Origin of the sequence: Wolbachia endosymbiont (group B) of Athalia cordata, assembly GCF_947251845.1 — a bacterium.
GTDB lineage: Bacteria > Pseudomonadota > Alphaproteobacteria > Rickettsiales > Anaplasmataceae > Wolbachia.
Window position 1 is genome coordinate 903772 of the sequence record NZ_OX366383.1, and the last position, 23511, is coordinate 927282.

The 23511-nt window shown below is 35.3% G+C and carries 20 protein-coding genes; 8 read left to right on the forward strand and 12 right to left on the reverse strand.

Annotation, left to right across the window (positions count from 1 at the left end; translation table 11 throughout):
* Positions 1–20: 20 nt before the first annotated feature.
* The 9 genes from OPR30_RS04135 to OPR30_RS04175 all read right to left on the reverse strand — a co-directional run bounded on the left by OPR30_RS04135 (position 21) and on the right by OPR30_RS04175 (position 9232).
* A complete protein-coding gene (locus OPR30_RS04135) occupies positions 21–1100 on the reverse strand; it encodes a S49 family peptidase (protein ID WP_265030471.1) in 1080 nt (359 codons plus the stop codon).
* A 14-nt stretch (positions 1101–1114) separates the two neighbouring features.
* On the reverse strand, positions 1115–2518 hold the full coding sequence (locus OPR30_RS04140) for a phage portal protein (RefSeq protein ID WP_265030472.1): 1404 nt from the start codon (positions 2516–2518) through the stop codon (positions 1115–1117).
* Positions 2519–2674: 156 nt separating this feature from the next.
* Positions 2675–3376: a hypothetical protein gene (locus OPR30_RS04145; protein ID WP_265030473.1), complete on the reverse strand. Its 702-nt coding sequence runs from the start codon at positions 3374–3376 to the stop codon at positions 2675–2677.
* Between the two features lie 46 nt (positions 3377–3422).
* The gene (locus OPR30_RS04150) at positions 3423–3656 is read right to left on the reverse strand and encodes a gpW family protein (protein ID WP_265030474.1); all 234 of its coding nucleotides are present in this window, start codon (positions 3654–3656) and stop codon (positions 3423–3425) included.
* A complete protein-coding gene (locus OPR30_RS04155) occupies positions 3646–5481 on the reverse strand; it encodes a phage terminase large subunit family protein (protein WP_265030475.1) in 1836 nt (611 codons plus the stop codon). The genes OPR30_RS04150 and OPR30_RS04155 overlap by 11 nt, the downstream gene beginning before the upstream one ends.
* Entirely contained in the window at positions 5478–6950 is a 1473-nt protein-coding gene (locus OPR30_RS04160; RefSeq protein WP_019078512.1) for an ankyrin repeat domain-containing protein, read from the reverse strand. Before OPR30_RS04160 ends, OPR30_RS04155 begins: the two co-directional genes overlap by 4 nt.
* Positions 6950–7429, reverse strand: a complete 480-nt coding sequence (locus OPR30_RS04165; RefSeq protein WP_262986455.1) for a hypothetical protein — start codon at positions 7427–7429, stop codon at positions 6950–6952. Before OPR30_RS04165 ends, OPR30_RS04160 begins: the two co-directional genes overlap by 1 nt.
* A gap of 29 nt (positions 7430–7458) precedes the next feature.
* Complete coding sequence (locus OPR30_RS04170) at positions 7459–8673, reverse strand: DNA modification methylase (protein WP_265030476.1); 1215 nt, start codon at positions 8671–8673, stop codon at positions 7459–7461.
* A gap of 103 nt (positions 8674–8776) precedes the next feature.
* A complete protein-coding gene (locus tag OPR30_RS04175) occupies positions 8777–9232 on the reverse strand; it encodes a crossover junction endodeoxyribonuclease RuvC (protein ID WP_265030477.1) in 456 nt (151 codons plus the stop codon).
* A gap of 262 nt (positions 9233–9494) precedes the next feature.
* On the opposite strand from OPR30_RS04175, the gene OPR30_RS04180 reads away from it, so the two are divergent.
* On the forward strand, positions 9495–11627 hold the full coding sequence (locus OPR30_RS04180; RefSeq protein WP_406829196.1) for an AAA family ATPase: 2133 nt from the start codon (positions 9495–9497) through the stop codon (positions 11625–11627).
* Here OPR30_RS04180 and OPR30_RS04185 read toward each other — a convergent pair.
* Positions 11602–12434 (reverse strand): IS5 family transposase gene (locus tag OPR30_RS04185; protein WP_265030479.1). Its coding sequence is split into 2 segments (ribosomal slippage): positions 11602–12068 and positions 12068–12434, totalling 834 coding nucleotides; the frame shifts between segments, so codons are not numbered across the junction. The genes OPR30_RS04180 and OPR30_RS04185 overlap by 26 nt on opposite strands.
* A 1449-nt stretch (positions 12435–13883) precedes the next feature.
* Here OPR30_RS04185 and OPR30_RS04190 point away from each other — a divergent pair.
* Genes OPR30_RS04190 through OPR30_RS04210 form a run of 5 tightly spaced genes read left to right on the forward strand, consistent with a single transcriptional unit; the run spans position 13884 to position 18447 of the window.
* The gene (locus OPR30_RS04190) at positions 13884–14408 is read left to right on the forward strand and encodes a sigma-70 family RNA polymerase sigma factor (RefSeq protein ID WP_007301868.1); all 525 of its coding nucleotides are present in this window, start codon (positions 13884–13886) and stop codon (positions 14406–14408) included.
* A 60-nt stretch (positions 14409–14468) separates the two neighbouring features.
* Positions 14469–15293, forward strand: a complete 825-nt coding sequence (locus OPR30_RS04195) for an ATP-binding protein (RefSeq protein WP_012482039.1) — start codon at positions 14469–14471, stop codon at positions 15291–15293.
* Between the two features lie 16 nt (positions 15294–15309).
* Complete coding sequence (locus OPR30_RS04200) at positions 15310–16116, forward strand: AAA family ATPase (protein WP_007301870.1); 807 nt, start codon at positions 15310–15312, stop codon at positions 16114–16116.
* A gap of 39 nt (positions 16117–16155) precedes the next feature.
* Positions 16156–16656: a hypothetical protein gene (locus OPR30_RS04205; RefSeq protein ID WP_007301871.1), complete on the forward strand. Its 501-nt coding sequence runs from the start codon at positions 16156–16158 to the stop codon at positions 16654–16656.
* A gap of 42 nt (positions 16657–16698) precedes the next feature.
* A complete protein-coding gene (locus tag OPR30_RS04210; RefSeq protein WP_012482040.1) occupies positions 16699–18447 on the forward strand; it encodes an AAA family ATPase in 1749 nt (582 codons plus the stop codon).
* Positions 18448–18453: 6 nt separating this feature from the next.
* On the opposite strand, the gene OPR30_RS04215 is transcribed toward OPR30_RS04210, so the two are convergent.
* Positions 18454–19590 carry a hypothetical protein gene (locus OPR30_RS04215; RefSeq protein WP_007303017.1) on the reverse strand — a complete coding sequence of 379 codons (1137 nt, stop codon included), beginning with the start codon at positions 19588–19590 and terminating at the stop codon, positions 18454–18456.
* A complete protein-coding gene (locus OPR30_RS04220) occupies positions 19532–20743 on the reverse strand; it encodes a hypothetical protein (protein WP_007301877.1) in 1212 nt (403 codons plus the stop codon). The genes OPR30_RS04215 and OPR30_RS04220 overlap by 59 nt, the downstream gene beginning before the upstream one ends.
* Positions 20744–20883: 140 nt before the next feature.
* Between OPR30_RS04220 and OPR30_RS04225 the strand changes: the two genes are divergently transcribed.
* Both OPR30_RS04225 and OPR30_RS04230 read left to right on the forward strand, forming a co-directional pair.
* On the forward strand, positions 20884–21567 hold the full coding sequence (locus OPR30_RS04225) for a hypothetical protein (RefSeq protein ID WP_265030480.1): 684 nt from the start codon (positions 20884–20886) through the stop codon (positions 21565–21567).
* Positions 21568–21573: 6 nt separating this feature from the next.
* On the forward strand, positions 21574–23508 hold the full coding sequence (locus OPR30_RS04230; RefSeq protein ID WP_265030481.1) for a DUF4815 domain-containing protein: 1935 nt from the start codon (positions 21574–21576) through the stop codon (positions 23506–23508).
* Positions 23509–23511: the final 3 nt, after the last annotated feature.

A 23511-nucleotide genomic window follows, 5' to 3' on the forward strand; every position in this document is an offset into this window, starting at 1 on the left:
TTTGTTATACTACGAATATTCTAAATGCCAGATTGTGCACGACTTCTTGCTACCTGTATCATTAAATCTTCTGACGAATTCTGTGGTAATGTGCTTAAAATTTCAGTCTTCATTGTTCGTTCTGCAAGTATCGACATTAATATTTCTTGTGCTTGTTTGCTGCTAACATTCTGCTCTATAAATTCTCCTATTTTCTCTGGCATTCGTGATAAGTTGCATAAACGTATTAATTCAAGAACTTCAGCATGATAACTGTCATTTTTGATTTTATTAGTTAAATTATCAGTTTCTAGGTCAGTTGTAGTTTGTTCATTCATAGTAATACTCCTGTTTTTATTAATAGATGAAAGAATTGTAATTCCGTCTGCAAGACCTATCTCTACTGCTTTCTCCCCAAAATATAGCCCTGCTTCCGTTGATCGAATCTTTTCAATTGAAAGACCTCTGTTCCTCGCTATTAGCTGCACAAACATTTCATATAGTCGGTCTACTTCTTTTTGTAAGCTTTCCAGACTTTCAGACGTCATTGGCTCATGTGGATTTAAATCATTTTTTCTACTTCCTGCAAATACTGTGGTATATTTTATTCCCTGTTTTTCATCAAACCCACTTTGATCTATATGACTTGCTATTACTCCTATACTGCCAATACCAGAAGTTCTGCTCACAAATACCTTCTCAGCGCTAGAGGCTATAGCATATGCAGCAGAGTATGCATCATCATTTGCTATCGCTATTATCCTCTTTTTTGCTCTTGATTCATAAATAAAGTCAGCTAGGTCAAATATACCGTTTACCTCTCCTCCGGGGCTATCTATATCAAGCAGAATAGTTTCTATATCTTTGTTTGATAATGCTTCTTCTATTTCTTCTTGAATTTTCTCATATGATGTCATTCCCAGAAAATCGTCAAAAGCCCCTGGTTTTTTGGTCAAAATTCCATGTATTGCTATTACTGCTGTTTTTTCTATATTCTGATTTACTGCATGTTTTATATTTTTAAAGATAGGTTGTTTTCCGTTATATAGTGACAACAGGTCAAAGCTTTTTTGCTCTATCATCATCGGCCTACATAGCCAGTTGGTTTGTAAAATTTTCATAATGTAAATGAGATTTATTTTGTTTGTGTCCTGACATCAGAATCAAAGAAAAGGTTGAAAGAATCAGAACGCTTTTGATCTTCTGCTATTTCTTGGTCAATTTCTTCTACATCGTAACCCATTTCTGATACTACTTCCGATCGACTCTTAAATCCATTCCTTACTGCCATTTGCTGTGCTTGCTGGTCTTTCAGTGGATCCACCCAATCAAATCCCTGTGGTATCCATTTTACATCTTTAAATACTTGATTATCTGTTGTAGAAAGCTCTCCAGATAAAGTGGCAAGTTCTAGCCATCTACTCCATACTGGTCTGCAAAATTGGAATACTATAACGTTATGTTGCAGCATAGCGCATCGACGACGAAACTCTATCAGCCCTGCTCGAATGGATGAATAATTAACGCCGGTTAAATCTCCTGTTAGCTGCTCATATGTTATCCCTGTACCAATCGCTATTGCCCTGAGTTGCTGTCTTATAAACGCTTCATAACTTCCTCCAACATCAGATGGCTCTGAAAACTTTATGTCCTCTCCTGGGTCTAAAAGCTGCATTGTTCCAGGTTCCAGGCCAGATAGTGCTACTCCTTGCTCACTTGCTTCACCTTCTCCCATGATATTTGCTTCTGGATCGAGTCTTGTAATAAATCCCGCAAACATTGCTGCAGTTTTCTTTCTCACTAGCTCTGCATCATCGTATTGATCAAGCTCATAAAGTTTCAGAAGTATACTCGAAAGCCATGGCTCTCCTCTAATTTGCCCAGGTCTTAAAGGTCTATAAATATGTAAAACATCATTTGCTGGTACTCTCACTGATTCTCCAAATGAGCCTTCTCCTGGATGTTCTCTAAATAAGTAATATGCTTCTCTTTGCCCAAGTCTATTGAACTCAATCCCGTTTCTTATTACATTACCATTTCCTAAAGTTTGATTTGTTTTATTATCTAAATGTTCAGACTCAAGTACTTGCAGTTGTAGCGGTACAGAAAATCTATCCTCTAGCTTTCTCGTTCTTAAACGTACAAAACATTCTCCTCCCTCTATCATACTTCTGCATACTAGAGCTTGTAATCCATAAAAATCACTTATTCCACAGCTATCTGCTTCATCTGTCCATTTTAGCCATAACTCTTGCACTTTCTTTCGAAATTCCCCATCTCTTGCTTTTGATTGCGGTTTTATTCCTGTTCCAATAGAGTTACTTACTATTGTATCAATAATATTTGCTGCATATGGATTTTTTCTCACCATATCACGTGATCTACTACGTAAAGTTTCAAGGCTTTGAGACAGCAAATTGTTTATACTTCCTAACTCTGGTTGAAAGTGAAAAAATCTTCTCCCTGAGCCTGCTGCATCCCATGCAGAACTTTTTATCTTTGGTTTGTTAAATAGTTGTTTGAATGATTTGAGTAACATTTAGATTGTTAACTACGCAACAGATTGTTGCACTATTTGTAACTAAAGTGAACTGCTAGAAAATCCAGTCAATAAGCTATCAACACCTGTTATTTATTCAAGCAGTTCCTATACAAGCACATCTCTATTTAATTTTTACCAGAAGTACACTTAAATTTAAGATAGACTCCTTTCTTCTATATTAGGTTGCACAGTGGCGTTTTCTAAACTCATAAAAGGTTGTCTCTCCTGTTGACCAAGAGTGAGCTCTCTTAAACAATTCATGATCTGTGGTACTTGCAACATAGTGAAAACTCCTATTCCAAATATACCTGTTAAATACCTAGACATTGAAAACTCTTCATCATTATAATTTCCAGATGTACATACTAGGTAGAGCGAACCTGCAAATAGGGCAGAATGAGCGAAAATACGAGGAATATCTCTCGTTGTTCGACGATATGAATTTCTGTATGAGCCTTCAATTCCGGTCATTATAAGATTCATTTCTCTAGTTCCCTCCAGGAAATCTCTTACAGCTCTCTGAAATTCACTTCGACTATAGGAGATGTTTTGTACCAGCCCTAACTCCTCTGATGTTCTTCCTCCAATATTTCTAATAGCATCTTCTAGCTCTTTTAATGCTCTATTACCTATTCTTGGTCTTTCACTTATTTTTGGATTACTACCTTGGCTGTCAGCAATAATCACATAATCTAAAGCTGTAAGACGCTGATCACCGAAAACAATGGTATCGTTAATATGATCTTTTACCTCATCGACAATCTTTAATGCTCTTTCAACACTAACTTTATCATTTTCTGTAGGAATCAACGCAATTTTTCCAACTAGTTCTTCTTGTAATTCTTTTATATTCATGTTACCTCCTATAGTTATAATATTCTCAATATATAGTATTATATTTTTAATTAATTTTGTCAATCCCCTTACTTGTCGCAATCACAATTCTTCTCTTCGGTCTCACACCTGCAATTTTCAATTCAGCCTTAATACGTTGCCGTAAATTCAGCAAGTCATTTATCTGAACTTCAGCATATCTCACCACATGGTCACCATATGCAATTGATACTACTCGCTCTCCGCTTTGCAGTTTTTGAATTGCTTTCTCAACTTGAGTTAAATATTCTTCACTGTACATTTTGACTACTAAGCCATTTACTCTGTCTCACTTTTTTAGGTTTTTTACTTTCTATTTTTCCACTTAAACTACTCCATTTACTCTCTGGCCAACGATCAATTCCAAGTGCAATAGATGCTGCTCTCGCATAAATTCGGCAATCTAGTACTTCATTTCTTTCTCTTACCTTCTGCCACTCTTGTTTAGTGTATCCTTTTACTACCTTGCTGACTAATTGCTCTGCCGTTAGCTGCTTAAAATACTCAGGTGCATACTCAGGAAAATGACAGTATCCTGCTGGAGCTTCTTCACCTTCTTTTAAAATATTAAGTAGCTGAAAAAGCTCTGATTTTAATATCGATACTCCCACTGGCCAGAGCTTTATTCCTCTTTTTAGCTTTTGACCACCAACTGTTATATCAACTCTACTTGGGCTGCTAAGTGGTACTAATGCTTTATTTACACCTTTTACTGCCATTACTCTTCCAGAGCCTTGATGACCTCTTACCCAATTGTATACTTCTTGTGTCGCATACCCAGCATCAACCGCCATCATACTTATCATGTATTCAAGACCATTTTCACCGATAAAATGATGATTGAGGAGCTCCGAAAGTTTTCCCCATACTTCTCCTCCTCCAGTATCACCTTCAAATACCTGGTAGTCTATTGACCAACTTTCACGACTTTTTCCCCATGCTACAACTTCCACCTCTAGACGATCTTTTTGGACATCTACTCCTGCAGTAAGTACCACTTCTCTCCTTGGTACTGTGCCAATCTGAAAAAATTCTCTCCTGTTAAATAATTGCTTCCAGTCTGGTACTTCTCCTTTATCTACCCAGGTTTCTCCAAGTGTAGTATTTATCCAAACCTTCAGTAATTGTTCACTTTCTTTTGCATGAAGAAAATCTTCTACTGCTTGAGTCCAGCTATACCAGCCTACTGGACTATAAAGACTTGAAAGATGAAATCCTTTTTTCTCACCTTTCATTGGATTTGTAGCTCTCCATTCTCCACGTTCAAGCATCTCTGTCTTTTGATGATTTTCTATCTTTTCACCACATTCTATACATATATAGTGTGCTGTACTTGGATTTTTATCTTCCCATTTTATTTGTGACCATTTTAGAACTTGATAGTAATTACAATACGGACAGGGAACAAAAAAATATCTCTTATCTGTTGCTTCAAATTCTTTCTCAATTCTGCTTATTCCATGAATCGTTGGTGTTGATACTAAAAAAATCTTTCGCCGTGCAAATGTATTGGTACGAGCTATGCTGAGTAAAACTGGATCTCCTTCTCCTCCTGAATCTCCTGGATATGCATCTATCTCATCAAGAAAGAGATATTTTACTGGCATAGAACGAAGTCCTACACTGCTATTTGCTCCGGTTATTACTACTATTCCACCTGGAAATTCCTTACTTTGTACAGTATTCCCTGAATCTCTTGATCTTGGGTCTTTTACTTTACTCTTTAAACATGGCGTACTCTCTATTAACGGCGCAAACCTTCCTTTTGACCAACGCTTTCCCATTTCAACTGTTGGCTGTACTACCAGCATTGGACCTGGTGTCTGATCTATGATGTAGCCAATCCAATTGTTACCAGCTTCTGTTCCCCCAATCTGCGCTCCTTTCATGAATACTACTTTTTCTGCAGGTGAAGATGGTGATAGTGAATCCATTATTTCTTTTAAATAAGGAGTTCTTTCCGTTCTCCATTTACCTGGCTCTGATGCTGCAGTTGATGCTAGAACTCGATACTCATTCGCCCACTCTGATACTTTAAGCTCTGGATCTGGTTTTAAACCTTCAGAAAAAGATGTAGCATATATCATATCGCTAGCTCTTCACCATCATTAGATGATACCTCAACATCACTTAAAATAGAACTGCACTCACTTGTTTTCTCACTTTCAAGTTCAATAAACATTTTCTTTTCAAGTGCTTCTTCTATGTACTTCTGAGTTAAATTACTCATTGTTATTGCAGCTATGAACGCAACTATTCCCACCATTACCGCAGCTATAATGTTAGCCACTATCACTATTGCACATACTGTTATAGAAACACAGACAATATTGATATATTTCTTTATTTTTTTGTCTGCTATTTTCCTTTCTTCAAAATATTTATTGCTCAATAAATGAAATGTTGGAAAGTTCTTCTGTCTTCCAAATAGCACTATTTCCTTCTCTTTGCTCAGTAATTTTATTAATTTTGCGTTGTTCGTTATTATTGCATACTGAAAAACATCCGTGGCATCTGCTCCTCTCTTTAGCAACAACTTTACTACGTTAAAGTGACCATGCTTTGCAGCAACATAAATTCCCGTTTTTCCACTCTCATCTACAGCATCTATTTCAACTCCTTCACCAAGAATACCGTCTATTAGGTCTTCATATCCTTTTCTGGCAGCTAAATGAAGCAAACTGTTTTTATCAGCTCCGTATCTATTACTTGCTAAAATCTTTACTATATCTAATCTATTTGCTTCTTTTGCATAACAAAATGGTGTCTTGCCATTATCATCCTTAATTAAAGGGTCTATATCTTCTCGCGTTAGTAAAACTTCTATTGTTTTCAGCCTTTCAGCATAATGTAGTGGCGTTTTATTTTCATAATCTTGTAAGTTAACCCCAGCATTAGGAACATTTATTAAGCATCTTACAATATCTAAACATAAGTCCCTTTCGTCGTAATTACTACTACTTATAGCTACGTGCAAAGAAGATAATTTCATTGCATTTCTGCCGCTACCAGCTATATTGACATTCGCACCAAGATTTGAAAGTAATTTTACTACTTCTAGCTTCTTGTTGTTTACTGCATAATGAATTGCTGCATGATTTCTCACGTCAAGAACATCCTTATCCGCGTTTCCTTCTCTAATTAAAATTTCTACTATTTCTTCATGTCCAGCTCCTGCCGCTAAGTGTAATGGTGTATGTAGTAAAGCATTCTGCTCATTAACATTAACTCCTTTGTTAAGTAAAAATCTTACAGCATTTGCTTCATTCAACATCGCAGCTAAGTGAAGCAAGCTATCTCCCTCTGATCCATATTTATGATTGATTAGTGCTTGTAATATTTCTTCTCTTGCACAAGAAAGCGCACTTTTACCATCATCATCAGCGATCAGTGGATTAATATTTTTCCTGTTCAGTAAGAGTGCAACCATACTAAGCTCGTTAATTTCTACTGCATAATGCAGTGGTGTCTTTCCGTTTGATCCTCTGACATTAACATCTAATCCAGGTTGATTAATGAGGCACTTTATTAATTCTAAACTTAACTTAGCAGACATTATTCAAATTTAGCGTTAGATAATTCTTGTAATGAGTTTGTAATCTCTTCGGTTAGCGCCATATGAATCTTTTCAGTGTCACTCAGTGATGCAAGCAGTGCTGAAACTCTATTTGGAATATTAAGCAAATTATTACGGACAACTCTTGCTACGTTAAATGCATCGCGCTTTACTTCCTCTACTGCTACAAGTTCTCCTATTTCAGCCTTAGCTTTTGCCTCAAGCAATTTACCACGTTCCATCTCATTTTTTATTCGCGTTTTTAGCAACATTGTGGAAAGCTTTTCTCCGTTTTCTGAATAGTTTTTTCTTCTCAGCGGTTGACTTGGATCTCTGATTGTTTCTATAGCCCTATTTGCTTGTTCTCGGTCAATGAGTCCATTCTCCAGCTCAACTATTCCTTTCTTTACTAAATAACAGACGTATTGCTTTGAAAATCCTTGTTCTCTTGCCCACTCTGTTTGTGTGATTTTTTCCACTCTTTTCCTCCTCTCTTTATTGCTCCTTTTTACGAATTTTCTTCTTGAATTTCTGCAAAAGTTTTACCAGTACTGGCTAAAAGGGCATCTCTTCCGGTATATATTTGCCAACGTTTTATGGTTACATCTACAAATTTTGAATCTAACTCTATTGTCCTACAAATTCTTCCTGTTCTCTCACATGCAATCAGTGTACTTCCAGAGCCGCTAAATGGATCAAGAACTATGTCTCCTGATCTGCTGCTGTTTACTATTGCTCTCTCCATTAGCTCTACTGGCTTCATCGTTGGGTGTAGTGTATTGTGCGTTGGCTTATCATAAAACCACAGATCACTTTGATTTCTTCCTCCATGCCACTCACGTTTATTGCCATTTTTCCAACCGTAGAGCATTGCTTCGTATTGTCTTTGATAATCTGATCTGCCTAGTGTAAAATGATTCTTTGCCCAAATGATAAATGTTGACCAACGACCACCTGCTTCTTCAAATACTTTTTGCAACGTTGAAAACTCTGATGATGATATGCAGATGTAAATTGCACCTTTCGTATATGCTAAAATATTGGAACAGATGTCGTAGAGAAAAAGTTCGTACTTTTCACCTTGATTATCATTTAATATTTTTTTATCTTCTCTCTCCTGACTGCTACCATAATCAACATTATATGGAGGATCACACACAGTAATATCTGCCATTTTATCATCTAACAGCGCTTTATATGATTCAACTACAGAGCTATCACCACAATAGATTCGATGATCACCTAAAATCCATAGATCACCTGGTTTTGTTACTTTTTTGTCATCAATAGCTAAGTCAGAAAGATCTTCTTTTTCACTATCTAAATCATCAAGGAAATGTTGAACTTTTTCTAATTCAAATCCAGTCATTTTAAGATCAAACTGTAAATCTTCTAACTCTTGAATTTCTACTTTCAAAAGCTCATCATCCCACTTTGCCCAATTAGCTGATTGATTTGCCAGTAACCGAAAAGCTTTGGTTTGTGGTTCATTTAGATTATCACTTAAGACCACTGGAATACTTTCCATACCAAGTTTTCTTGCTGCTTTAAGTCTTAAATGACCATCAACCACAGTTCCATCGCTTTTTGCAACTATTGGTATACGAAAGCCAAATTCCCGAATAGAAGCACACATTCTATTTACTACATCATCATTTTTACGAGGATTACGCTTATATTCGACGAGGTTTTCAACAGGATAGTAGTGGATTGCTAAATTCATATCTTAATAATTAAAAAGTTAATATTCAAAATATCTCTGACGCTAAAGAAGGCCTGGGGTCTGACCCACCAAACCCGCCAGTATGGCCGAAAGGACCCACTTTTTATGGATTTTTCGTCTTATTAATATCTTTACTAATATAGAACATTAATGCCAAAGCATCGGCCTCATTATCATCTCTAGGTAAAAAACCTTTTTCACGTATCGCTTCAATAACTTCACTCTTACTTGCGTTACCATTACCAGCTATAAAGCGTTTGATAGTTTTAACATTAACACCTTTGTACGGCACATGATGTTCTTCACACCAAGCAGATAGAACGGCAAGAAAACCACCGTAGCAATGCGCTGCATCAGTTCCTAGATGTCTTCTTACTTCCTCAAAATACACTACAGAAATCTCTTTCAAAGAATTAAGCCAATTACGAAAATTTAAGAAGCACATGCCACCTCCACTAAAACGACTAGTATGAAAACTCTCACTGCCACTTTGAACTATTCCATCATGTAGAATAGCCCAGCCCGTTTGTTTGCCGAGGTCCAGTGTTAGGATTGACATTCTGTAAGATATTTGTTTGGAGGTAGCCTAAGCAATAACATGGACACTTAAGTTACCTCTTGAAAATAGTGGGAGTGAAAATTACGAGTTTCAAACTTTCATACCCCTCTACTAATATATATCGCAAAAACTTCACAGAATGTTCAAAAAAATATTATTTTTTATGTTTTTTCAAATTACGCTGAACAAATTCATTTCATTTTGCGATTAATTACTTATGAGGAAACAGAAAAAATCCCTGATAAGTTTTAATGGAGAATTTATGAATATTTCATGCGATTTCAACAATACTATTTCACAAAGTTATCTACCATCATCAGAAGAAACAGCGAACATAAAATTAAGGCTTCTGGCCGATCTCAGATCTTGTCTTTCTTACTTGCTACCAAATGGGGTTTTTCATGGTAATAGGTTTTATGTAGGTGATGTACATGGTAATCGAGGAAAAAGTTTAGTAGTAGAATTAACTGGTAGTAAAGCTGGGCTTTGGAAAGATTTTGCAACAAATCAAGGTGGTGATATTATTGATCTTTGGGCAGAAGTACACTCCAAAACAGAATTTCATGAGATAATGGCTTCTATAGCTGAGTGGCTTGGGTATAACAAAAAATATACAGAGAAGCAATACATTGACGAAGACTTTGAGAAATTTATTACCTACAGTTGGAATTATTATGATGAAAATGGTCAGGTGATTGTAAAAGTTTACCGTTCTGATTTTCCTGGAAAGAAAAAAGTATACAAGCCTTTTAATGTTAAAACGTTGAGTTATAAAGCACCTGATACAAGACCACTATACAATATCCCTGGTATTTTGAAGTCTGATAAAATCATTCTTGTTGAAGGTGAAAAATGCGCAGAAGCACTAATAGAAAAAGGAATTACTGCAACAACCACAATGTCTGGAGCAAATGCAGATGCGGACAAAACTGACTGGTCACAACTTAAAGGCAAGCATATTGTTATTTGGCCGGATAACGATGAGCCTGGTAAACAATATGCTGAAAATGCTACTACAAAACTTCTCAGCTTAGGTATTGCATCGCTTTCTATAGTCAAAATTCCAGAAGGTAAACCAAAAGGTTGGGATGCTGCGGACTATGTACAAGAAAACACAAATGTTTCTGACTTCATTGAAAATAACTTGAAAAAGGTAATTATTAGACCACCACTGAACATTTTAGACTGGAGTGCAGATCGTTTTGTAGGTCCAGTACCAGAGCAAAAGTTTCTTGTTGAAGGAATATTTCCCTTGGGTGTTACTTCAATAGTAGCTGCTATGGGAGATACAGGTAAGGGTATGCTACTCCTCGATTTGGCGCTTAAGGTTGCAAGTGACACAGATCAGATATGTGGTTTTGGTTCACCTGTTACTGAACATGGATCAGTAGTAATCTTTTCAGCAGAAGATGATGCAGGCGAGGTACACCGTCGGCTTGAACGTCTTGATCCTGAATGTAAAAGATTAAAATTTAAAGATAAGCTGTTTATAGTACCACTACCAAACGTAAGAGGATCACTGACAATACTGAGAAGTATTCGTGGTAAAATTATTGAAGTTTCGCCTGAATTTGAGTCTATAATAAAACAACTTGATAAAATTAAAGATCTAAAATTAGTTGTGTTTGATCCTCTTGCATCGTTTATTCATGCAGACATAAATGCTGATCCTGCTGTAGGAGATTATCTAATGTGTTTCTTGTCTGATTTAGCATGTAGTACCGGAGCTTCGATAGTTACTGCTCATCATCTGAGAAAACCAAAAGGAGAAAAGCCTATATTAACTGCTGAACAAGCACGTGATGCAATTAGAGGCACATCTGCTCTTGTTAATGGTGTCAGATGCTCATATGCTTTTTGGCCAGTAGAAGGTACAGCTAAGCCAGAGATCTTTCAATCAATAGGAGAAGCTCCAAGACAGAATGCGTTATTTTATGGAGCAGTTGTTAAGGCAAATGGTTTAGCTGACCGAACTGTACGTACTTACCTGAGAAACCAAGAAACAGGGCTATTAGAAGATATAACAGTGCAACTAAAAGGTAAAAATGCTAGTGAAAAAGACCTTAAAATGTATCTTGTTGATGCAATTGCAAGATCTGCTGTTGCAGGGCATCCATTCACTCATACAGGAAATACAGGAGTATACAAACAACGGCACAGATTACCTGATATTCTTCATGGTCTAGGGAGAGATAGACTAGAGCGTATAGTACAAGAACTTCTACAAACAAAGAAGTTAGTAAAAGGAATGTCTACAGGCTCGAGAGAAGATAAATGGCTTGATGTTAGAGAAGGCCCTTTTGCTCGTGGTGTTGGAAAATTTATTCATGGAGCTGAAGGTATTAGAGGTTGTCCGGAAACTAGTAAACTCAAGCATATTTCCTACTTAACATAACTTTACTCATAGCCAGATATATGAAACTTTCAGTAGATGTTGTAAGTAAATCGTACTCCTTTGATAGTCTTCTATTTCTATTGATCCAAGCAAAAGTCCTCTCTACCACCCACCTTCTCGGCTGTACTGAAAATCCAGGATCCCGTTGTGGCAATAGTTCTAGTGGTGTATCTTTATGCACCCAAAACCTACATGGAGGCCTTTTCACAATTTCAATGTCTATCCCATATTCCTCCTCTATATGGGTTTTTAAATCTTTTCCTTGGTACCCCATATCAGCCCACATTTTCTTAATATTGCTGTATTTTTTCTTCATATTGTCCAATGCCATCTTCACCCCATCTCTGTCATTTTCGCTTGCAGCTCCTACATAGCAACCAAGCACAAATCCTTGAGTATCTGTGATTATATGTCTTTTTCTCCCCTTTACCTTTTTTGCACCATCATAACCTTTGATCCCCCTTTTTCCGTGGTTTTTACCGACTGACTGTCCACTATGCATGCGCTCGGCTCTTCATTTCTTCCCATTTTTGACCTACTATATTTAGTGATATCATAGTTCATTTTCTCAAAAATCCTCTGTTTCTTCCATTGCCTAAACTGCTCATATACAGTCTTCCATAGCGGAAAATCATTTGGTAAATACCGCCATTGGCACCCTGTACGCAATACATAGAAAATTCCCTCTAACATTTTTCTTTTACTATATTTTGGCGGTCTTCCTCCTTTTTTGTATGATACTCTGAAGTACTTCTCTATTTGTGCCCACTCCCTTTCACTTAGATCTGTTGGATACTTTTTTCTCATCTTTACCCCATACTAAAATTTCAAATATCATAGCCTTTTACTAGTTTCCGGACAACCTCTTATACCAAATCTCATTGCTAACAAGACAAATTAGAAACAGCCCTTTTTGACTATAATTGAAGAGTTTAAGCAAATTCATAATATGTTCTATTTGTCTTTCCAATAACAAAATTAGTTGTAGATAAAATTACGGGTAAGCTCTTCAAGCATCTGAGGGTTTACCCTATTTTTTTATTACAAGCATTGGAATACATTATATATTATAACTTCAACTAGAAGTTGATAGAATATATAAAAAATCATACCACTAATAATTGAATTATGTTCCTATTCCTGCGTTACTGAATCAGTAATCAGAAATTAAGGAATGAAAAATACCTCTAGAAACCTAAACTTTATACTCTCTATTCCTAAAAGTGTTCCTAGAAAGCACCCCTCTAAAGTTGGCCATTATGGCTGATTCTACGTTCCTAAAACCCTTATATTATTATATAATATATATGAGTAATAAATAAAAGTAATAATAAATAATAGTAAATTACAAACAGTATAAAATGTTAATGAAAGTAAAAAGACTACAAAAATATTACTAAGATATTTAAATTGAATAAAAAAGAACAAATGGCTCACAATAGCGTTTTTAAAAGATTCTACGACTTTAAGGTCAATTATACTACCTTGAACTAAAGAACGCTTATAAACCACATTAAAACCGATTAAAAGGCAATTAACACTACATTTTAACTTCGCAAAAGATTCCTGCCCAACTTTATCATGTTTTATTTTAGTTATAAAGAAATTTTTTTTAAAGCTGAATTAACTTGAAAGAACATAAAAAACCTAACAAACAGTGGAAGGATAAACATGCTGAGTTTTAAAATCAAAGTCTTTAGTAGATTTAAAAGGCCTAATCATTTTTGTCTTTTTGATGAGCTTTATCGAACCAATTTTAAAATTATTTAAACTTTTTTTGAAAAATTTCCGGAAAAAGTTGTGACTAATCCGGTATAATTATTATAGAGGACTATGAATTTTAGATGCTCCAGAAAGAAGCGGTTAAACAAATGCTTAGAAAAAAATAAAATGACCTTCAATTGCGTTTCAAGACGATTCTGTAATGAATTATACCACCTCTATGCAATAACGCTTGTTGTTTGTAAAGAAATTTCTTACAAGCCTGACAAAAAAATTCACCTTTCTTTATAGGGTTAAAAAAGTTTTATAAAATCTTTAATTCTTTAGTAGAAATCTTATTGGATCAACCTATTTTTCTTCTTTTCACCGAACCATGTCTGAACAAATTTTTCACATGGGGGATGCTTCAAGAAAAAAGGCCAGAATATCAATAGTTTTATTTTTTCATATGGGGGAACGAATTTTTCCCATGCCGTACAAAGTGAGGTTAAAACCCTTCATCCTTATTCCTTTCAATCTTTCATGGAGTGCTATATGCAATCTAAAAATAAATATCCTGGTATTGATCCTTCAATCATTAAACAAATACGAAAACGTGCTAGACAAATTAAATCTTATAAATGCTGTGTTAATTCTGATATTGAAGATATAAAGCAGCAGCTCTTATGTGAAACTTGGTCTGATTTAAGCCAGTATAATGGTGAAGAAAGTGGTAGAAATGCATTTATTCATAGTGTCATAAAAAACCATGCAATAAGCCTTCTACGCAAACAATCCTGTGCTAAACGTGGTAGTAAAGCAGGCGTAGCATTTGTTGATATTACTGACTTGGATGATGTTATTGATGAAAATAGTAATTTTGCAGATAAAGTAGCAGCTAGTGTTGATATAAACGAAGCAATTTCAAAACTACCAAAGCTCTGGCAGGACATTTGTTATCAGCTTGAATCTCATAGTATCTCTGAAATCGCAGAAATACATGGAATATCTAGAACAACCATCTATGACATTAGAGAACAAATACGCGCTAAACTTGCTCATCTCAAAATATATTTATGAAAATTTTTGAACAAATCGTCGTCATTTTGCGATTACATATTATGAAGGGGTAATAAAACTATGACTTTAAAAATAATAAATAGTGAACAAAGAGTAAAAATGGTAACAGGTGTGAAGATAGTAATCTTCGGACCATATGGAATTGGTAAGACCAGTCTGCTTAAAACTTTGAATGAACCGACACTTTGTCTTGATTTTGAAGCTGGGCTACTTGCTGTTCAAGATTGGCAAGGGGATTCTATAAGTATTCGTACCTGGAATCAAGCTCGCGATATTGCCTGCCTAATTGGTGGACCTAATCCTGCATTAAAATCTGATTCAGCATATAGTCAAAGACACTATGAGCATGTATTCAGTAAGTACAAAGATCTAGAATTCTCTAAATATAGCTGTATTTTTATCGACAGTATTACAGTAGCCTCGCGGTTATGTCTTTTATGGGCAAAAATGCAACCAGAAGCTTTCTCTGACAGAAATGGCAAACAAGACATGAGAGCTGCATACGGGTTACTTGCTCAAGAAATGATGGCTTGGCTCAATCAGTTTCAACATATTCCCAATAAAGATATCATTACAGTTGGTACGTTAGGTCAATATTTAGATGACTTCAATCGCCCAACTTGGCTACCACAATGCGAAGGAGCTAAAACTGCCAGTGAAATACCTGGTATTGTTGATGAAGTAATTAGCATGGTAAGCATCAAGAAGGATGATGGTACAGAGGTACGTTCCTTTGTTTGCCATACTATTAATTCTTGGGGATATCCTGCTAAAGATCGTAGTGGTTGCCTTGATATGGTTGAAGAGCCGCATTTAGGTAAATTACTTACAAAAATCAAAACTAAAACCTTTTCTACTTCTACTCAATTTATGCCACACAACTAACTTTTGGAGGTTACATATGTTACAAGACTTTTTAACTACTGGTCAAAAGATTCCCTTTTTCAGTATGAAAGAATATTTGAATGACCAATCATCTATACCGAAAGACATCGTCTCACCAAGAATTTTAACTCAGAGAAGTTTATTGGTTCTAGGTGGCCCTCCTAAAATAGGTAAAAGTGACTTTTTGATCTCTTGGCTTGTCCATATGGCTGCAGGTGTTTCTTTTCTTGGTATGACTCCAAGTAGACCTTTGAAAATCTTCTACATGCAAACTGAAATTGAATACGAATATATGAAGGAACGTTTGCAATGTCTTCAACTTGATCCAGAACTTTTGGCAATAGCTGCTAATAACCTAATAATTACGCCAAAAGTGCATTTATCATTTTGCCATGAAGAAATAAATTACATAAAAGAAATTGCGAAGGAACGCTTTAAGCCTGATATTTTGGCAGTGGACCCTCTGCGCAACATCTTTAATAGTGAGTATGGCAATGAAAACGATAATAGCGCTATGCTATTCTTTCTGCAAAAAACTCTTGAAAAACTACGTAATGCTATTAACCCAAATGCTGGAATAATATTAACGCATCACACGAAAAAATTATCCAAGAAAATGCTCGAAGAAGATCCATTTCAGGGCTTAAGTGGTGCTGGATCTCTCAGGGGATTTTACACTACTGGCATGGTGATGGTTGCTTATGATGAGGAAAGTACCAGACGTCAAATAGTATTTGAGCTACGCAATGGTGAACGTGTGCCAAATAAACTTATCGATAAGATCAACGGTAGCTGGCAGCTTCTTGATCAATGGAATAACTGAGCTTTTTTTTAAAATCAATTGATATATAGGGGGCAACTTATGCTGCAAGATTTTTTAACTGATTTCAATAATGCGAAACTACAGAGTAGTTTAATACCTAAAGGTACAATAGTCAAGGTAAAAATGGCAATTAAGCCTGGTGGTTACGAAAATTGGTTCACTAAAAGCTATGATACTGGCAGCATCTATTTAAACGCTGAATTTACCGTCATTGAAGGTCCATACGCAAAATGTAAGATTTACCAAATAATTGGTATTAAAAGTGGCAAATCAGAAGGTAAAGAAGATACTTGGGGAGAATCTGGACGTTCTATGATTCGCAGTATTTTAGAGTCAGCTCGTAATATTCATACAAATGACACATCAGAAAAAGCAGTTCTTGCGCGAAAAATCAACTCAATTGCAGATTTAAACGGCCTGGAGTTCACAGCAAAAGTAGGCATTGAGGCTAATAATACCTATGGAGATAGGAACAGAATTGCTACGGTCATTACTCCTGAACAAGAGAAAAATTCAGACGCTGATTGGATACCATTCTAAATAAATTGCAACTATTTTTATAGTAAATTAATCGGAGGTTACATGGAGTTTTGCATTACTGAATCAAGACAAGAGATAAAAATGTTATTGGCTCACAATATTAAAGAGTGTCTGTCTTACTTATTGCCTGGTGGTAAATTTGGTTATGGGTTCTATTCTGGAAATATTAATAAAGACCACTTGATGGTAGTGGCAGAAGGTAAGCAAACTGGCACTTGGTATAACTGTGATAAGAAAACTAACGGAGATATTATTGAACTCTGGAGCATAATAACCAATAAAACTGATTTTTCTGAGATTACCAGCCTTATAACCAAGTGGCTTAGTGAGCGTATAATAGCAAAATATAGCTACCTTGATAAAAATAATGAGGCTATAGCTTATGTTTATTTGTATAAAAACAATTATAGACATATATGGAATCTAAGAACCTCTAGGAATGGTCTGAAGCCATTATATAACATTCCCGGTATTATTAAGTCTGATGAAGTGATTATAGTTAAAGGTGAAAACCGTGCTGATAGTTTAATAAAGAGAGGTTTTACAGCAACAACTGCAATAGATGATGATATTGAGAAAACGGATTGGTCTATGCTAACAGATAAGCATATAATAATTTGGCCGGAAAAAGATGAACAATATGTTAAAAAAGTAGCAGTGGAACTAGACAATTTAGGTATGTCCTGTGAGAATCCTGAAAGTTTAGGTATATCATCTGAGAACCGTGAAAGTTTAAGTGTATTATCTGAGAAAAAAGCATTTCCTGCTAGTCATTATCTAAATGATAAATCTCCATCACCAGAGGATATAATTTTACCGAGAATTCTTACTCCTGGAGGACTTTTACTACTTGGAGGAGCTCCAAAGGTTGGCAAGACTGATCTACTGCTTTCTTGGTTAGCACATCTGTCAGCGGGACTACCGTTTTTGAGTATGGTTCCAATTAGACCATTAAAGATCTTTTATCTTCAAACTGATCTTGAATATCCCTACATTAAGGAACGGCTACAACAATTGAAATTTGATGATAAATCTCTAGAATTAATATCAAAAAATTTAATTATTACACCAAAAACAAGCTTACTTTTGAATTCTCAAGGAGTAGAAGAAGTAAAAGATATTATAGCAGAGAGACTAGACGTTAAAACAGTTGATATCATTGCTATAGATACACTACGTGGTGTTTTTGATTTCAATCAATATAAAGGAGAAAATAGTAATAGCTCGATGTTTTGTTTTTTAAAAGATAGAGTTGAAAAATTGAGGTCTATAACAAACCCTAGTTGTGGAATCATTTTAACGCACAATACTAACAAGGTATCGAAAAAGTCATTAGTAGAGGAACCATTTCAAAACTTTAGCGGAGCATCGGCTTTAAGAAGTTTTTATACTTCAGGGATAATGATGATCAAGCCAAACGGAGAACAAAATACTCGTCAATTGATATTTGAACTTAGAAATGGTAAATCTATTTTACCTATGCAGATCGAAAAAGTAAATGACAGTTGGCAAACTGTATCAGAAAAACCAACTGTAAAACAACGTCGAAAAAAAAGTTATGACATCATTTTACGGTTAATTAATGAGAGAGCAGCTAAGGGAAAATTTTATACTAAAAGCCAATTTTGCTATTTATTTGAAGATACATTTGGTTTGAAGAGTTGTCATTCCATTCGTAGATATGTTAACGCATTAGTTGCTTCAGGTTATATTAAATTCTATGAAAAAGAAATACCAGAGCGCGTAAAAGTTATGAAAGTGGCTGAGCATTTAACGAGGAGAGATATTTAATAACACTCATTTTTTAAGAACAATAGTAAAAGGATTAAGCCTGTAGCCATATTCCTTAGTACCTATCCCTGACCATGGCAGAGTTTGAATAATATCGTCTTTTTTGACATTTAAACCTAAAGTTATAGCCAATTTCTCTGCTATAGTTTTTTGCATTCTATTTATTGGTTTGCGAATTTGTTGTTCAACATCGTGAATGTTTTCTAAGCGATTTGCAATTTCTCCAACGTTTAAAGTTTTGTATTGCTCTGGAGAAATTCCACTTTTAAAGTCATGAAAAAATTGATCTAAGAAAATAAAAAATATTCTTCCAGACTTTGACTGTGTTTCGATAACTCCTATACCATTAACACAAATGTCATTGCCTTTAATATGGAGCTGAAAAGTCTTTTCTGCTGGAGTAGACTTAGTCTGTTGCAATGGAATGTAAGAATAGCAATTGAATGCCTGAAAAGAAACATTAGGTAATAATTCTGGTACTCCTTTTTCTACTGTTTGATGCAATACTTCATTTAAACTTTGATCTTCGCAAATTAGATCTGCTATAGGAACAATGTGTAGATTCAGTGGTGGCTTAAGACTCTCCTTATTAAAAGTTATTAAAGCAGTAGGGGTGGTTTTTAACTTATCCACAGCAGAGTATGAGTTATCAGGACAGCATTCGGGAATAATTAAGCTGATAAGGCTTGTGTCAACAATAACATAATAAACTCCGGTTGCTACTTTATTACAAGTAATCTTTAAACTTGCTAATTGCTTTTCAAACCATTCTATAACTTTCAAATGATTAACTTTTACCTCTAAAGAAAAGTAACGCTGTTTTTTATAAGTATCAGGTAAAATATCACGTTCACAGAGGTCACACATTATTGGGTTATCATAATCTTCATCATAATCGCTGACAATTTCTAATCTATTGTTGCAGAAAGGATTTATTACATGAAAATCAAACTCATCTTCATCATTAGCACAGATTATAAAGTAATATTCTCTTAAATTTACAAACCCAAGACTTGACAGGTATTGTGCAACTTCTAAATAATCTCTGCTAGGTGTATCATAAGAGTCACTCCACCGTAGCAGATTAGTAACTATTTGCCTGTAGAAAGTTGGATTTTGCTTTTGACAGAATGGTAAGTCCATAAGTATTGGAAAACATTAACTTAAAATCTTCACGTTCTTTTTTATCAAGTACGTGTTCTGAATAATTGATCGCTATATAGTCTGTATTGGCATGAAAAGATAGAGTAACTTTTTTGTTTCTAAATATCACCTTTATATGTTGAACAAGACTAATATTGTAGATTATACTGCCAATTGAAGGCTCTAACACCTTTAACCACTTTTCTATGGAATTTGTGTTTAATGTAAAATAAGTGCTTGGTTCAGGTGACGTAAACTTTAATTCAATTAATTTGATGTCTTTTATTAATTCATGTACACAGTCAGTCAAGAATGTACGCACTTGGGCAACTTTATTCTGATTACGTAGATTAATAAATGAGCATTCACGTTGAAAATATCGACTGGCAATGCTGTTTGCTATTTCTAAGCCACGTTTGAGGTTTTTAGTACACAAATTTACCTGATTGCTATTTAAAGAGAAGTCAAGAATAATCCAGTCAGGTTTGTAACCGTGTATTACTTGGTTTGAGCTAAGTACCAGGTCTGAATCACTAGCACGACGTATAAATAAGTAAATGCGGTCTTGGTAGTAAAAAAAACCTTTGAACTTACTTTCAAAGTTGTCATTTGCTAGAGAATCATGTTGAGTTAATATCTCTCGCAGTACCTCTTTCGACAAAAAATCTTTAAATGAGCTCTGTCTTTGTCTTGGAGGATTATTTAAAATAAATGATGAAAAACTTCTTTTTTGAACTTTATTAAAAAGAAAGACGTGCTTCAGCAAGTTATGGTCAATAAGAAAGAGAGTAAATAGTATAGATTTTTTATCATATTTTACATCGCCACTCAATATAGGCTTTGCTATCTCAATTATGGCTGAATCAGACTTCAAACGGCTAAAGTAGCTGATTAAATAATAATTAGGTAAATAATCAAGGTTGCTGTCGATAAGGAATTTACGCTTTTGCTGAACTGACCTATAGTCATAATAAGGACTATTATCAAACAAATGCTGTTGATAATTGAAGTGTTGTTTAAGAATAACATTTAATTGCTTATTATTAAGAGAGTTAATCCAACTTTTGCACAAATCAGGATTTTGAAAACTCAATAGTAACTCAGTAGCAGGAACTTCAAGATCATCTTCCCAGAATTCTTGATTGGCAATCATTATCCAAAAGAAAAAATATTATGACAACTGTAGTATATTAAACAGTTGTGTCAATACTACCATAAAAAAATAATAAAAAAAAATTGAACAAATTGAAGAGAAAAAGCGATTATATATAATAGGAGGGTTGAAAACAGATAATGTCAATTCTAACGCAATCAGGCAGAGCAGCAATAGCAGCCAGCATCAAAAAGCAATCTATCCATCTTGCTTGGGGCAGTGGTGATGCCAATTGGGAAAGTAGTCATCAAGTCGAAAAAGTTTTTGTTGAGGATGAAATAGCTCTAGATCACCATACTATTAAAGATGTAAGGGTTTTTACAGGACAAACAACTTATCAGCCAAGTATAGATTATATAGTTGATAGCAGTACTGGTGTAATTAAACGTACGGAAAATAGCTCTATTCCAGTAAGTGATAAAGTTACCATAGAGTACATTCAAAGCACACCACCTGAACCTATAAATTCTATAAAGCTCTTGAATGAACTTGGCAGACGTACTGCAGATGAAGTGCTATTCTGCACAGGTGATGAAAACGGCGAACTTATAACTCCTTCTGGAAGGTTTAGGCCTTCTGATGTACCAACCAATAATCTTTTTCTCAAATTCACTTTCGATTTCACGGATGCAGCAAATCGAGTAATCAGAGAGCTAGGGGTTATGGTTGGTACTAAAGTAAAAAAAGAATTACCTGAAGGACAGAGATATTTTGAACCTCAAGATATAGAAGACCATGGGATTTTATTGGTTTTGGAACATACAGTACCACTTATCAGAACATCTGCAACTCGGGAAACTTTTTCATTTGTTGTAACTTTTTGAAACAAAATGACTTTAAACGCCTATTATAACCGTTTTAATCCTGACAAAGAATACGAAAAAAGCTTGTTCCTGGCAGGAAGAGGTTTACAGTCTGCAGAATTAAATGAAACTCAGGAGTATGCTCTTTCTAAGCTTAAAGGCATAGGAGATGCAATATTTCGTGATGGTGATGTTGTAACAGGAAGTAATTGTATTATAGATAGAGAAACTGGTAAAGTTACTCTTGAAGGAGGAAAAATCTATCTGCGTGGAGCAGTTAGAAAAGTCGAAAAAGAAGAATTTACTATTCCACTGAGTACTATAGTTCGCATAGGTGTTTATTATGTAGAATCTACCATTACAGAACTTGAGGATGAAAACCTTCGTGATCCTGCAATTGGTACAAGAAATTATCAGGAAGTAGGAGCAGCAAGGCTTAAAGTTTCCACCATTTGGGGATACCAAGTAGAAAGTGTTACTGTTAACTCTACAAATGGCGAATTTTACCCAATTTACAATATTGAAAATGGAGTATTAATAGAACATTCACCTCCACCACAAGCAAACATAGTAACTACTGCTCTTGCTCGTTATGACAAAGAAGCCAATGGTTCCTACGTCGTAAATGGTCTTGAAGTAATGTTCTTGCAAAAGAAAGAGGGAGAAGGAGGAAAAAAAATATTTGTGATTAATGAGGGCAAAGCTCATGTTGATGGCTATGAAATTGAGTTACCTCACAGTATTCGTGTTTCCTTTGATGAAGATCCTGATATAAAATTAGTTGAATCAGAACCGCATACTTTTCAGCCAAATAGCCAAAGAGTAATGGAACTTAAAGTTAATGATTTTCCAATAAGTGAAATTAAAAAAGTAGATATAACTGTTCAGAAAACCATTACTGTTACTCATGGTTCATACTCTGGAGCTATTGATCCGATACCTGACTCTGCAGTACTTGAGATTATTCAAGTTAAACAAGGCAATGTTATTTATGAAAATAGTATAGATTACAAATTAAACGCAGGAAACATTGATTGGTCATTACCAGGTAAAGAACCAGCTCCTGGAAGTAGTTATCAAATAACTTACCGCTGTCGTACTCATGTAAGCCCTGAAGATATAAGTGAACAGGGATGCAAAGTAAAAGGAGCAGTTGATAACAGCTTGGTTCTGATTGATTACACCTGGAAAATGCCCCGCTATGATTTAATTACTATCGATAGCAAAGGAGCAGTAAGGAGAATAAAAGGTATAGCTCACCCTTGGCGACCATCGATGCCTAAAGCGCCCTCTGGACAACTTTTGCTCTGCTACATTCATCAGACGTGGAAAAACGGAGAAAAAGAAGGGGTAAAAATAGTGAATAATGCTATTCATGCTGTACCGATGAATGAGCTTGAAGCAATGAAAAAAGGAATAAATGATCTTTATGCTCTAGTTGCACAGGAACGTTTACGCAATGATGCAAATTCAAGAGAACCTACCACCAAAAAAGGAGTATTTGTTGATTCATTCTTTGATGATGATATGCGTGATCAAGGAATTTCCCAGTCTGCAGCAATAGTAAATAGAGAGCTAGTTCTGCCAATAGATGTAGAAGTTGCAGATATTGAAAAAGGTGGGGAAAGATATCTTTTGCCATATGAACTTGAACCGGTACTGGAGCAGCTTTTACAGACTAAAGGAGAAAAGATCAATCCATATCAAGCTTTTGATCCAGTCCCGGCACAAATTACTCTAAATAAAAATATAGATCACTGGACAGAGGTTACCACGAATTGGAAAAGTCCAGTAACTAGAGTGTTTAATACTAGAGAAACAACAGAGCTATTGTCAAGTAATTCTTATGAAACTGAATTTATGCGAGAAGCAGTACAGAATTTTGAGATCGAAGGCTTTGAGCCAAATGAAAAGCTCAAGGAGGTGAAGTTCGATGGTATCTTCATTCAGCCTACTGCGTAAGAG